Origin of the sequence: Corynebacterium sp. HMSC062E11 (assembly GCF_001811845.1) — a bacterium.
GTDB lineage: Bacteria > Actinomycetota > Actinomycetes > Mycobacteriales > Mycobacteriaceae > Corynebacterium > Corynebacterium hesseae.
Genome location: NZ_KV806775.1, coordinates 15,071 through 27,983, shown reverse-complemented (window position 1 = coordinate 27,983; position 12,913 = coordinate 15,071). Strand labels below are relative to the sequence as shown.

General features: G+C 61.5%; 10 protein-coding genes and 1 tRNA gene. 4 read left to right on the top strand and 7 right to left on the bottom strand.

Annotated features, from left to right (window positions below; all coding sequences use genetic code 11):
* Nucleotides 1–302 precede the first annotated feature (302 nt).
* Both HMPREF2822_RS01960 and HMPREF2822_RS01955 read right to left on the bottom strand, forming a co-directional pair.
* A tRNA-Met gene (locus HMPREF2822_RS01960) sits at nt 303–379 on the bottom strand.
* Nucleotides 380–536: 157 nt separating this feature from the next.
* Nucleotides 537–3,515 (bottom strand): UPF0182 family protein, encoded by a 2,979-nt coding sequence (locus HMPREF2822_RS01955; RefSeq protein ID WP_070520226.1) that lies wholly within the window; start codon nt 3,513–3,515, stop codon nt 537–539.
* Nucleotides 3,516–3,638: 123 nt separating this feature from the next.
* Here HMPREF2822_RS01955 and HMPREF2822_RS01950 point away from each other — a divergent pair, with 123 nt between their 5' ends.
* Nucleotides 3,639–4,229, top strand: coding sequence for a PPA1309 family protein (locus HMPREF2822_RS01950; protein ID WP_070520224.1), 591 nt, complete (start codon nt 3,639–3,641; stop codon nt 4,227–4,229).
* Between the two features lie 36 nt (nt 4,230–4,265).
* A complete protein-coding gene (locus tag HMPREF2822_RS01945) occupies nt 4,266–4,997 on the top strand; it encodes a beta-N-acetylglucosaminidase (protein ID WP_369815735.1) in 732 nt (243 codons plus the stop codon).
* 21 nt (nt 4,998–5,018) lie between these two features.
* Here the strand turns inward: HMPREF2822_RS01945 and HMPREF2822_RS01940 are convergent, their stop codons facing one another.
* Nucleotides 5,019–6,095, bottom strand: a complete 1,077-nt coding sequence (locus HMPREF2822_RS01940) for a YlbL family protein (RefSeq protein ID WP_070520217.1) — start codon at nt 6,093–6,095, stop codon at nt 5,019–5,021.
* A gap of 93 nt (nt 6,096–6,188) precedes the next feature.
* Here HMPREF2822_RS01940 and HMPREF2822_RS01935 point away from each other — a divergent pair, with 93 nt between their 5' ends.
* Nucleotides 6,189–7,607: a zinc-dependent metalloprotease gene (locus HMPREF2822_RS01935; protein WP_070520214.1), complete on the top strand. Its 1,419-nt coding sequence runs from the start codon at nt 6,189–6,191 to the stop codon at nt 7,605–7,607.
* Here the strand turns inward: HMPREF2822_RS01935 and HMPREF2822_RS01930 are convergent.
* A complete protein-coding gene (locus HMPREF2822_RS01930) occupies nt 7,604–8,101 on the bottom strand; it encodes a M48 metallopeptidase family protein (RefSeq protein ID WP_070520212.1) in 498 nt (165 codons plus the stop codon). The genes HMPREF2822_RS01935 and HMPREF2822_RS01930 overlap by 4 nt on opposite strands.
* A 74-nt stretch (nt 8,102–8,175) precedes the next feature.
* Here HMPREF2822_RS01930 and HMPREF2822_RS01925 point away from each other — a divergent pair, with 74 nt between their 5' ends.
* Nucleotides 8,176–9,006: a TOMM precursor leader peptide-binding protein gene (locus HMPREF2822_RS01925; protein ID WP_070520210.1), complete on the top strand. Its 831-nt coding sequence runs from the start codon at nt 8,176–8,178 to the stop codon at nt 9,004–9,006.
* Here HMPREF2822_RS01925 and HMPREF2822_RS01920 read toward each other — a convergent pair.
* Genes HMPREF2822_RS01920 through HMPREF2822_RS01910 form a run of 3 tightly spaced genes read right to left on the bottom strand, consistent with a single transcriptional unit; the run spans nt 9,003 to nt 12,872 of the window.
* Entirely contained in the window at nt 9,003–11,057 is a 2,055-nt protein-coding gene (locus HMPREF2822_RS01920) for an ATP-dependent DNA helicase UvrD2 (protein WP_070520208.1), read from the bottom strand. The genes HMPREF2822_RS01925 and HMPREF2822_RS01920 overlap by 4 nt on opposite strands.
* Nucleotides 11,026–11,760: an NAD(+) diphosphatase gene (locus tag HMPREF2822_RS01915; RefSeq protein WP_070520206.1), complete on the bottom strand. Its 735-nt coding sequence runs from the start codon at nt 11,758–11,760 to the stop codon at nt 11,026–11,028. The genes HMPREF2822_RS01920 and HMPREF2822_RS01915 overlap by 32 nt, the downstream gene beginning before the upstream one ends.
* A complete protein-coding gene (locus HMPREF2822_RS01910) occupies nt 11,760–12,872 on the bottom strand; it encodes a potassium channel family protein (protein WP_070520204.1) in 1,113 nt (370 codons plus the stop codon). The genes HMPREF2822_RS01915 and HMPREF2822_RS01910 overlap by 1 nt, the downstream gene beginning before the upstream one ends.
* Nucleotides 12,873–12,913: the final 41 nt, after the last annotated feature.

Genomic DNA, 12,913 nt, shown 5'->3' with positions numbered 1-12,913 from the left:
CCGGAAAACAACACGTTTTGTCGTTTAGGCCCAGTCTTCATCCTAAAAATGCGCGAGACCCGTGCCCCATAAACGGGCATCCCGGTAACTCGCGCTCAAAGACAATCTTAGCGGAGTGTCGGTGTTTTCTAGAGACGTTCGTAGTAGAAGATCCGAAAAACATGCGCCGTTTTGTTGACGTGCCACAGTCTTGCATGGTGCAGGATTTTGAGCCCAGTGCACCATCTAGTGCACCAAGTGGCGATTTCAGTACAAAATGAAGAAGACCCCTACCAGGATATTCCCTGGTAGGGGTCGGAAGTTGGTAGCGGGGGCAGGATTCGAACCTACGACCTCTGGGTTATGAGCCCAGCGAGCTACCGAGCTGCTCCACCCCGCGTCGAGATGTACTTCCGAACATCAAGCGCTTCAGCACACTGTGGTTAATCACTGGGATTGTTACCCCGTGTGCCGGCGACTCATGTAACTATACAGACGCCATGGCGCCTACCCAAATCCCCTGGGCAGGCGCCATTTTTCTGGACTATGCGGAGCTACTACTGAGACTGCAGCGAGCGGTACTCCTCCACTGCCTTGTCCAGCTCGTCCAAGGCCTTGCCGTACTCCTCAAAGGAACCGTTCTTAGCCTTGTCCACGCCATCGAGAGCCTTGTTGATGGCGTCGATAGCCTCGCCTTCACTCGATGCCTTCGGAGCGGAGGCCGGTGCGGAAGCGTCGGAGTCCTTGGAGTCAGCCGCATCCTTCTTGTCACCGCCAGCGTTTCCGGCCTGGTCACCGTCCTTGCCGGTATCGCCTTCGATCTCCGTAATGTTCTGAGCGGCCTTCGGGTCGATTCCAACCTGGTCGAGGGCCTCACCGATGGTCGGGGCATAGCCCACACGGCCCTTGTAAGAGACCAGCACGCGCAACAGCTTCGGGAACGCGGACTCTTGGCCCTTACGCTGCGAGTAAATCGGCTCGAGGTAGAGGATCTCCCCATCCCCCACCGGCAGCGCCAAGAGGTTACCGTTCTTCAGATCATTCGACCCCTGCCACAGCGTGCGGTCACGCGCCACCTGGTCGGAAGACATCATCGCGTCCTGCGCCTGCTTCGGGCCCTGGGTCTGGGTATTCGTCGGCAGCACGCGCACGGTGATGTTGCCGTAATTGTCTGGGTCAGAGGACACCGCCATGTGCGCGGAGAGGAACTGACGGTTCAGGCCACGGTAGGAAGTGATGAGCTGGAAGCTCGGCTTCTTGGTCTCCGGATCGGCAGCCAGCACGTAGTACGGTGGCTGGTTCAGACCCTGGGATTCACCGGCGGTGGGGTCCTCCGGCACGGACCAGAAGGCATCGTTGTTGAAGAAGACGCCCGGGTCATCCACGTGGTACTTGGCCAGCAGATTGCGCTGCACCTTGAACATGTCCTCCGGGTAGCGCAGGTGCTGGCGCAGTTCGTCGGAGATCTCCGACTCTGGCTTGACGACGCCCGGGAACACACCCTCCCACGCCTTGAGCACGGGGTCTTCGGTGTCGAACTCGTAGAGATCGACGGTGCCATCGTAGGCGTCGACAGTCGCTTTGACCGAGTTGCGGATGTAGCCCACCTGGTCGTTGACCAAGCGCTGCGTCGTGCCCGTCGGGTTCTGAGTGTCCTGGGTGGTCTCCGTCAGGGAGGTGCGCTGCGAGTACGGCAAGGAATCCAGTGTGGTGTAACCGTCCACGACCCACTTGACGCGGCCGTCGATAACCGCCGGGTAGGTGGAGGAATCCGTGGTCAGCCATGGGGCGACCTTCTCCACGCGCTCGCGCGGATCGCGGTCATAGAGCAGCTTGGATTCCGAGCCAACACGGTCCGAGAGTAGGAAGTTTAGCTCCTGGTATTTCAGGGCGTAGGCGGTGCGGTCGACGATGTTTCCGATGTCTACGCCGCCCTTACCGTCGTAGGTGTAAGTGGAGGTATCGGTATCGTATTCCACCGGTTTATCGCCGGTCTTGCCCACGATGGCGTAGTCCATGCCATCCTGTGCGCTAGCGATCACAGGGCCGAAGTAGGTGCGCGGCTGGTCAACCTTGATGCCGAGGGATTCCTCAGCGTTCTTGGTCTCGCCCTCGCCTTCGGCGTCCTTGCCCGCTTGGGTCTGCAGGTCAGCAACAGTGAAGATGGGGAAACCACCGCGGGCGGAGCCGGCGTCACGAGCCACCTCATCGACGGTATTTGCCTGCGCGGCGATAAAGCCGTTGCCGTGGGTGTACACGGTGTGGCGGTTGATCCAGTTTTGCTGGTTCTCCTGCAGCTCGTTGGGGTCCAGCTCGCGCGCGGCAACCACGAAGTCACGCAGCTCGCCGTCGATTTCATAGCGATCCATGGCTAGCGTTTCTGGGAAGCCGTAGAAGTTCTTCAGCTGCTGCATCTGGGTGAACGTCGGCGCCAAAATGTCCGGGTCCAGCAGGCGCAGGTTGGAGATGGTGGAGTCATCGGAGGCGACCTTGTCATCGGAGACGTCGTCAGCACCCCAGTTCTCTTCGTAGGTCACCTTGTCATCGGTGAGGCCATAAGCAAAACGCGTGGACTCAATGTTGCGGGAGATGGACTCCGCCTCTTTTGCCTGGCGGTTCGGGTTCACGGAGAAGCGCTCCATGATGAGCGGCCAGCCCTGACCAATAACCAGGGAGGACAGCACCATGAGCACCACAGCGAGGCCCGGGATGCGCAGGTCCTTAATCACCACTGCGGAGAAAATTGCCACGGCCACGAACACGCCGATGATCATCAGAATGATCTTCGCCGGCAGGTAGGCGTTGATATCCGTGTAGGAGCCACCCGTAAACAGCGAGTGCTGGTTATACAACAACTCATAGCGGCCCAGCCAGTATCCAGCCACCTGAAGCAGCATCCAGATTCCGGCGGTCACAGCAAGTTGAGTGCGCGCCGACTTAGACAGCGAACCACGCACACCCGCGGCGCGGTTACCCAGGCGAATGCCACCGAGGATGTAGTGCCCCACCAGTGCGATAAGGAAGCACACAGCGACCAGCATGGAGAAAGCATTGACCAACATCGACCACACCGGCAGGCGGAAGGCGTAGAAGCCGAGATCGTGGTTGAACTGCGGGTCAGCCACCCCAAAGTCATGGGAGTTCAGGAAGAGCATGACGGTGCGCCAATTTGCCTGGCCCAGCAGGCCAGAGACAACGCCGACGAGGACTGGGATGACCTTGAGGAAGACCCTCATCGTGCTTTCAATGGATTTGCGATATTGATAAACCGGGGAATTGAAATCCGCCATGTCCATCGAATCGCCGCGCCCGCGCCAGACAATCAGCCCTGCTACGTAGGTGACGGCCGCCGCCACTAGTCCGAAGAAGATGAAGAGCACGATGCGCGTGATCAGGGTCTTGGTGAAGACCCCGCGGTACTCAATCGCGCCGAACCACTTCCAATCCGTGTAGAAGCCCACGAGCATGGGGCCAATGAACAAGAGGACCGCGATGATGGCGACAACCCACGAGAGAAACTTGGGCGGACGTTTCATCGGGGCGGTGGGTCGGTTGAGTCCGGAAGCCAACTCCAGCTCCAATCAAGTGTCGTGCGAATATAGAGGTATCAAGCTTCTAGTCTAGAGAAGCACTATGACCGTCAACGAACAAGGACGCTTATGAGTTCCCAACCTTCCTCCCAGCCCGCTGTACACCGCGCGCTCAACAAGGCCATGCGCGAGGCCGTGGATTTCATCCACGCCGAGGGTTGGGATGCACCTCCTACCCTTTTTGCTCTCGTCCCCACTGAGCTGGTGGCCGCACAGCTCGGTGACGTCGATGACTCCTCTCCCCTCACCCTCGTGGTGCAGGAATTGCCGGAGGGCATCGAGCCGGGCTCGGAGCACCTCGCGGACTACGTCTCGCGGCTGGCGTGGCCGCGGGAGATCGCCGGCGTCATCCTGGCACAGGAGATCATGTTCAAGGACACCGCGGACGCCGCGCTTGGCGACGCCCGCCCCGCGCGCCTCTTCTCCGGAGTCCTGCGGGCTACCGCCATGGCCGGCAGTTCCACAGCCGATTCGGAGGATATCGACGAGGACGGCGCCGAACTCACGCTTCTTCAGCTGCGCCCCACGGAGGAGGAACTGGCAGAAGCTGGCCCCTTCGCGCAGGACGATATTCAGCTGCGCGGCGGCCCGAACGTGGCGCCGGGGGTCATCGCCGCCCTGCGCTACGGATTGGAGCAAGATCCGGAGGAGATGCTCTAATCGGCTCAACCTCTCATCGACTAAACTCAGTCTGCAGTGGCCATTAACGCTCAGCTCTCGGGGCTGGGCACGGAATCGATAGAGGAGTCTCTCGTGCGCTTGACATCTCGCTTCACCGCCGCAGCATCGGCCGTGCTTGCCACCGGCTGCCTGCTCACCGCATGTGGGAAGGACGATGCACCCTCCCCTGATCCGGCTCCTGCAAGCGAAGAAACCACTGCAGCCGCGGAGAAATCCAGCGCGCCGGCCCCGGCAACCACTGCCGAGGAATCCGAGACGCTCTCTCCTGCCGCATCCGAGACTGAGACCAGCTCGGACGCGGAGGATGAATCCTCAACCCGCAACCCCGCCGACCGAAAAGACAAGGACTCCAGCGAGTCCTCTGAACCAAGCGGCACATTCACTGATTCCGTGGAGCAGGCTTATGAGATCTTCGGTGGGCTCGTCCCGGAGGAGATCTTCGCTCAATTCGACCGCTGCGATCCCAACGGCGTGACGGATTCCTTCAACTGCTCCGGTTCCGAGGTGGGACAGTTCCAGTTCTTCAAGTCCAAGACCAAAGCTTCCCAGACCACTCAAGTTCTCACCGAGCTGCGCAGCTCCCGCGTCATCGAGGACAGTGGCAACCGCGTGGTGGGCTGGTCCATGCTGGGCAACACGGCCATCCTCACCGTCGTGGACAACGACGAAGGCCTCATCATGCAGCAGATGATCTCCACGGACCAGGACGATCCGGAAGAGCGCCTCAAGGAGCTCGGCCTGGTCTAAGGGCTGCAAATTCCTTTAGGTCTAGCCTTCGCAGGTCTCGACAGGCTTGCCCTCCGCAAAGTCGTGCATGGCCGTGATGGCGTCATCCAGCGTGTGGACCTTGGCCACCACCATGTCGCCGGTGCCACGGCTGACCGCCTCCGCGCAATTATCTGCAGGTGCCAGGAAGAGCTCGGCGCCCGCTTCCTGCGCGGCGTGCACCTTGTGGACGATGCCACCGATGGGGCCGACCTCGCCGTCCTCACCGATGGTGCCCGTGCCGGCAACAAACCGGCCGCCGGTGAGATCCTCATCGGACAATTTGTCAATCACCGCCAACGTAAACATCATTCCGGCCGACGGTCCACCGATGTCCTGTAGGTTGTAATCCACGGTGATGTCTTCGGTGGGCACCGAGGTCATGAGGATGCCCAGCAAAGCTACGTCGTCGTGCTCTGGGTGTGCGCCGAGGGTCACCGGGACAGTCTTTTCCTCGCCCTTGCGAATAATCCCCAGCTTCACCTCATCACCGGGCTTAAGAGCTCGGATCTTCTCCTGTACCTGGCCAGGCTCCGTGACCTTGTCCCCGTTGACGGCGGTGATGATGTCGGCGTCGTCAAGCGCGCCCGCAGCGGGACTGTCGTCGAGCACCTGTGCTACCTCGATACGCACGGGCTTGTGCAGGTAGTCCATGGCTGCGACGGTGGCCGCTGACTCAGACTGGGTAAAAGCCTGTTGATTGGCTTCCTGAACTTCCTCATCCGTCTTGCCTTGCGGGATGACGCTGCCGATGGGGACGATGGTGTCATCGGTGAAAAGCCACCGCCCCAAAGCTTGAGCCAACGTCATGTTGGTGCGAACAGAGACCGTCGTCATGTTGAGATGCCCCTGCGGCTGAAACGTTTCCGGGGCCTCGACGTTGACCACCGGCTCCCCTTCCACTTCACCCAAGGTGTCCAGGGTAGGACCTGGTCCTTCGGCGGCGTACGGCACCGACAGGGTGATATCGGTGCCGGGGATGTGGTCGACGCTGAGCAGGGTTCCCGTCAACACCACCGGAATGGCTCCCCACGTCAGGGTGGACAGGCGGCGGGATCGGGGGTTCTGCGAAGATTTCACGGAGGATCAGCCTACAGCCTCGTGATGCTTGTTCGCTCTCAGCGTTGCCGTGGTCCTAGAATCCGCGCTAGGAAACCTAGTAGATTAGGCCCCATGAGCAACGGATTCGGTTTTTCCTTCCCCAATAACGACGATGACGATGATAACGATCGTCGCGACCAGAACCCGTTCGGCGCCTTCGGCTTCAGCGCGGGCAACGGTGGCCTAGGAGACTTGTTGAATCAGTTTGGCCAGATGCTCTCCGGTATGGGTTCTTCCATGAATTCCCCGGAGGGTGCCGGCCCGGTCAACTATGACCTGGCCAAGCGCATCGCGCACCAGCAGATCTCCGGCGATAAAGAGATCAATGATAAAGACCGCACTGCAGTGCAGGAAGCCGTGCGGTTGGCGGAACTGTGGCTGGATGATGCCACGATTCTGCCCACTGCCTCCGGCACCGTGACCGCGTGGAATTCTGCGCAATGGTTGGATGAGACTCTGCCGATGTGGCAGCGCATGGTCACCCCGGTGGCGGAGCACATGAACTCCGCGCAGCTGGAATCCCTGCCGGAAGAAGCCCGCGAGATGATGGGGCCGATGACCTCGATGATGAACTCGATGTCCGGCATGAACTTCGGTATGAAGCTAGGCCACGCCCTGGGTGACTTGGCCGCACAGGCTCTTACCGGTTCTGACTTCGGCTTGCCGGTCTCCCCCGCAGGCACCACCGCACTCTTGCCGCACAACATCCAGGCCATAGCGCGCGATCTCAACGTTCCGGGCCAAGAAGTGTTGGTCTATATCGGCGCCCGCGAGGCCGCCCGCCAGCGCCTGTTCAAGCACGTGCCGTGGTTGGTTGAGCGCCTCGTCTCCTCCGTGGAGGAATACGCCATGGGCTTGGTCATCGACACTTCTCACATCGAGGAAGCCACACGCGAGCTCAACCTGGAGTCCGGTGACCCGCAGGCCATCCAGGATGCGATGAACAAGCTGCAGGGCATGGACCTGTCCCCGCGCATCACCTCCCGCAATGCGGGCGCGGCTTCCCGCTTGGAGACTCTCCTGGCACTCGTCGAGGGCTGGGTCGAGCACGTAGTGACCGAGGCCCTGGGTGAGCGCATCCCGTCCACGAAGGCGATGAATGAGGCGTGGGCTCACCGCCGCTCCACCGGCGGCTCCGCAGAAAAGGCCTTCTCCCAGGTCGTTGGCATTGAGCTAAACGCGCCGAAGGTAGAGGCGGCAGCTGAGCTGTGGCGCCGCGCCACCGTCGCAGTGGGCGCCGATAAGCGTGACTCCGCCTGGGACCACCCGGACCTGCTACCTACCGCAGAGCACCTGGAGAACCCGGCTTCCTTCATCGACGGTTTGCTCGATGACACCCCCGACGAGGGCTTTGAAGAAGAGTTTTCCAAGCTGGAGGAGATGCTCCGCCAGCAGGACGCCAGCGCCAGCGATGCTGCTGGCGAGGACAAGAACACGGACGCTGGCGAGGATAAAGAAAACAAAAAGGACAAGCCGGAAGACGAGAACTAGCGGAAGCGCTGGTAGGCCTCGAGGTATCCCTTCGCGCGCTCGGCTTTGGGGGCTCGATCGGCCCACTCCCAAAACTCCGGGCCATGGCCCGGGATGAAGGTGTGTGTTAGCTCGTGGATGATGACGGCGTCGAGGACGTAGTCGGGAACATCCTGCAGCCGGTCAGAAATCCGAATATCTCCCGTTGAGGTAGTGCAACTACCCCAGCGGGATTTTTGGTTACTCACCCACCGGATGGATCCCACCGTGGCGCGGCCCTCCAGAAAGCGGGCATTCAGAGTACGGGCGCGAGAGGACAAGGAGTCGTCGGAAAGCTGCGAAGAGCTGTGCTTCTTGCGGACCTTCGCCACGATGCCATCCACTGCTTCACGTTCCTCCGCCGCCGACATCCAGGCGGGGATGCGCACCTCCACGACGCCATCAACGACGCGGGCTTGGACAGTGCGGCGGCGCCGGGCGGAGCGGATAACGCGTACCTCGGGATTGCTCGACATGACAGGGCATTCTACCTGTGGTGCAATGGTGGCTAAACACAACTGGGGTGGGTTAAAGAACGGGGAGGAAAATCATGGGTGCTAAGACGTACATGTTGGCGCCAGAAACCGTGGTCATTGAACGCGAGCCTGGAATTCTCCAATGTGGGATGGATGCCACGCGCGTTGGGGTCTTCGAAGCCCACCCGCAGCTGGCGGGGCTGCTCAACCGGCTGCGCACTCCGCTGACCCGGCAGACCATTGAAAAGTCCATCGAGAACACAGGCGTTAGCGCCTCCGCTGCTCGCAGTCTGGTCGATGATCTGATTAGCTACCGCGTTCTGTGGCCGGCTCCCCGTCCCCAGCGCGTGGCGGTTTTGGGAACCTCGGTCCTGGCTAATGAGCTGCGCGACGTCCTGCTTAGCGATTCCTTCCAACCCCGTTCCCCTCTCCACAGCGAAACCCCCGCCGAGTACATCGCGAACGTGGCCGGGCACCTGCCTATCGTGGCCGTCGATATGTTGGATGGCGCCACGGAATGGGCACAAGCACTGAGCAATTCCCCGGCGACCTGGCTGCCAGTGTCCATGCTCGATGCCCGCGGCATCATCGGACCGGTCCGCGTAGCTGGAGCCGGTCCCTGTCCGATGTGCGCGCACCTGCACCGCATCGAAGCTGACGAGCAGTGGCACGAGGTGGCTCACCGCGCCGCAGCGGTAGAGCCACCGGGTGATCCCATCGTGCGCACGGCGATAGTGATGCATGCGGTGGTGACCATTCGCCGGCTCTTGGGAAGACCCGCCCCACCCGGGGCACCCGGCGGTAAACCGCTAGCTGGTGAGCTCACGGAGATAGACCTCTACGGCATGGAGCAACGCCGCCTGCTCATTGAACACCCGCGCTGCGCGTACTGCGCCGGTGTTTAAGCGCGGGCAGACGCGATGATCTGCAGCACCTCCGCGCCATAGCGCTCCAGCTTGGAAGGGCCTACCCCGGAGATATCGAGCAGCTCCGCTTCGTTTGTGGGAAGCGCCTCCGAGATCGCTTGCAGGGTAGCGTCAGAGAACACGACATAAGCAGGTACCTGAGAGTCCTTCGCCACGGACGCGCGCCACGCGCGCAGTGCGTTGAAGACATCCTCATCGCCCTCGTATTCACACCACTCGTGGCGGCCTAAGACCTTTTCCGCTGGGCTGCTGAGCTGGCCCGAGCACACCCGGCAGCGGCGCGGGCGATAGCGGCGGTTGGAGGACTGGCTTTCTTCGATTCCTGGCACCACGCCATCCAAGAAACGAGTGCGCTCACGCGAAGCCCGCGAGCCGGTGGTCTTTGCCAGAGCCCACGACAAAGCTAGGTGCTCGCGCGCACGAGTAATGCCGACATAAAACAGCCGGCGCTCCTCCTCCACGTGCTCATCGCCGGCCTTGATGGCGTGGTTGATGGGCAACAGTTTTTCGGTGAGGCCCACGAGGAAGACCGCATCCCACTCCAAGCCCTTGGCTGCGTGGATGGTGGCCAAGGTGACGCCCTCCATCGTGGGGTTGTGCTTATTTTCGGAACGGCGGTGCAGCTCACCGAGCACGCCGGGAAGATCGATGCCCTCGTTGTCCTCCACGATTTGTGCGATGAGATCCACCAGTGCGGTGAGCGACTGCCAGCGCTCACGGGCCTGCGCGCCCTGCGGCTCCGTGGCGGACAGTCCCAGCTCCACGAAGGCCGCGCGCGCCACGGCCACCGGATCGTTCGGCAGATCATCGCGGCGCGTGGCGGCGATGAGCACGCGGATGGCCTCCAAGATCTCTGGGCGGCGGAAGAAGCCTTCGCCGCCGCGGACCTGGTAGACCACTCCGGCGTCGGCAAGCGCCTGCTCAAACTGCTCCGACTGCGCGTTGATGCGGTAGAGGATCGCAATCTCCGAGGCCTTAACTCCCTGGTTGAGCAAGGTCAGAACCTGGCCCGCGACCTCCTTGGCCTCAATCTCCTCAGACTCATAGGCCTTAAACGTGGGCTCGGGGCCGGGCTCGCGCATACCCTGCAGCTCCAGACGGGTTCCCGCAGCGCGGCCCGAAGCCTTTGAGATAACTTCGTTGGCCAAGTCCGTCACCTGCGGGGTGGAGCGGTAGTCTCGCTGCAACTTCACCACAGTGGCCTGCGGATAAGTGCGAGAAAAATTCAGCAAGTACTCCGGGGAAGCCCCGTTGAAGGAGTAGATGGTCTGGTTAGCATCACCCACAACCGTCAGGTCATCGCGCTCCCCCAACCACGCCTCCAACACTCGCTGCTGCAGCGGCGTGACGTCCTGGTACTCATCCACCACGAAGGTGCGGTACTGCTCACGGAATACCTCAGCCACCGAAGGAACGTTCTCGATGGCACCGGCGATATGCATGAGCAAATCATCGAAATCGAGGTACATGACATCCGGGGTGGCCTTCATGTCCTCATAGCGGCGGAAGACCTCCGCCACCTTGGCCGGGTCCCCCGGTGCCTCGCGGTCCGTGGATTCGATGATGCCGGGATAACCCTCGGGGCTGATCAGCGAGGACTTTGCCCACTCGATTTCCCCCAGGAAGTCACGGATGGTGTCCTTGTTGTTGTCCAATCCGAGTGAGCGCACCGCGCGCCCCACGAGGCTGAACTTGTTGTCGATGAGCTGCCAAGGCAGATCCCCCGCAACCTGCGGCCAAAAGTACTTCAGCTGACGGCGCGCCGCGGCGTGAAAGGTTTGGGCCTGCACTCCCCCGACGCCCATGTGATTGAGACGCTCACGCATTTCGCTTGCGGCACGAGTAGTAAACGTGACGGCCAGAACGCGTTGTGGGTTGACGAAGCCCTGGTCCACCATGTGGGCGATGCGATAGGTAATCGTGCGCGTTTTGCCCGTACCGGCACCCGCGAGGATGCAGACCGGGCCGCGCGGCGCCGTGGCTGCGGCCCGCTGGTCTTCATCGAGCAGGGACAGATCCGGTCTCATCACCGTGGAACCACTCCATAATCATCGTGTGTGCAATTGAGCCCTTACGGGCAATGGTCAGTTCTGGCAGTTCAGCGCGGGACACCCACCGCACTTCCGCGAGCTCTCCGTCAGTATCGCACACGGGCCGGACATCCTCCGTGACCGCGGAAAAGCCCACCATCAGCGAACCACTCGGTGGCCAGGGTTGCGAGCCCCAGTAGGTAACTGATTCAACGCGGCGACCGGTTTCTTCCAAAGCCTCGCGGACCATGGCTTCTTCGAGGGTCTCGCCGGGATCGACATAACCGGCAATGAGTGAAAAGAACCCTGAACGGTGCCGGTTGCGAGCCAGAAGAATACGGTCCGTTTCCGGGTGGCGGATGATGCCGATGACGGCCGGATCGAGGCGCGGGAAAACGAGGCGCTCGCCGTCGTGGCCCACGGCCCCCGGGGCAGGATAGGACAGCTCACGCCCAGTGCGCGGATCAAAGCGCGCTTCACGACGGTTACGAATCAGGTGCAGCGCTTTGAGGATATCGCGCTGCCCGTTGAAGAAGGTGGCATCGCGCAACGTCCCGAGCCGCTCGGCGGACTCAGTGTCCACGAGGAAAGCGTGAATAGCCCCGGCTGTCACCACGATATCCCCGGCCGGCTCAGCCAGGTAAACAGGTTGCCCTTGCGGCGTTACCGGAACGCGGCCGGCTTCGGTGACGGGCAGGAACATTAGTTGCCTTCGTCCTCATCTTCATCGGTATCTTCCGCGGCTTGCTGCATCTCGTGCTTGATGTAGAGCAGGCGGTCACCGGGCTTGAGCGCGTAAGCATCTGCCGTGTCGACGCGGTGCAGCTCGTTGTTGCGCAGGACGGCCAGGACGATGTCCGCGAGGTGGCGCGGGTTAGAGCCCACCTCGAATTCGCGTACAGCGCGCTCGGCCACGGAGAAGCCCTCATTCGGAGAGAGGAGATCCTCCATCATCTCCACCACCGTTGGGGTGACGGTGGCAAGGCCCAGGAGGCGGCCGGCCGTTTCCGCGGAGGTGACCACCGAGTCGGCACCGGACTGCAGGAGGAGGTGGCGGTTTTCGGATTCGCGCACAGACGCGACAACCTTGGCCTTCGGATTGAGCTCGCGCACAGACAACGTGCACAGCACCGCGGTATCGTCCGTGGACGGCGTCACCACCACGGAGGAGGCGTGCTGCGCGCCGGCGATGCGCAGGACATCCTGTTTGGTTCCGGAGCCATAGATGGTGACAAGGCCATGGTGCTCGGCGCTGGCTAGGGCCGCACGGTTATTGTCTACGACCACGATTTGGGAGGCTGGGACGTCATCGGCGATAAGCGCGGCGACCGCACCGGCGCCCTTGGTGCCATAGCCGATGACGACGGTGTGGTTACGCAATTGCTTTCTCCAATTCTGGATTTCAAACGTGCGACGGGCTCGATCCGTCAGAACCGACAAGGTAGCACCGACCAACAAAACAAGGAAGAGCAGGCGGGCCGGAGTAACAATAACGAGGTTGATAAAGCGCGCCGTGGGGGTCACAGGGACGATATCGCCGTAGCCCACAGTGGTCAACGACACCGCTGAATAGTAGGCGGCATCGAGGAAAGATAGGTCTTCGCTGTAGCCATCGCCGTCGAAAAAGACGACGATGGTGACGAAGACCAACAGCCCCATGGCCCAAATAACGCGGCTTGCCAGCTGTTTCCACGGGCTGGTGCTCTGCGTGCGCGGGATCGTGATGACGTCGATCAGCGCATGATCTGGCTGCGAGGTCAGCTCAACCTGCGACAAGAAACGCGATGTAAAGCGTTTACCTAAGTGCTTAGGCACGAAGTGCCAACCTCCCTAGACAGTGCGGATTTCCTCGTGAG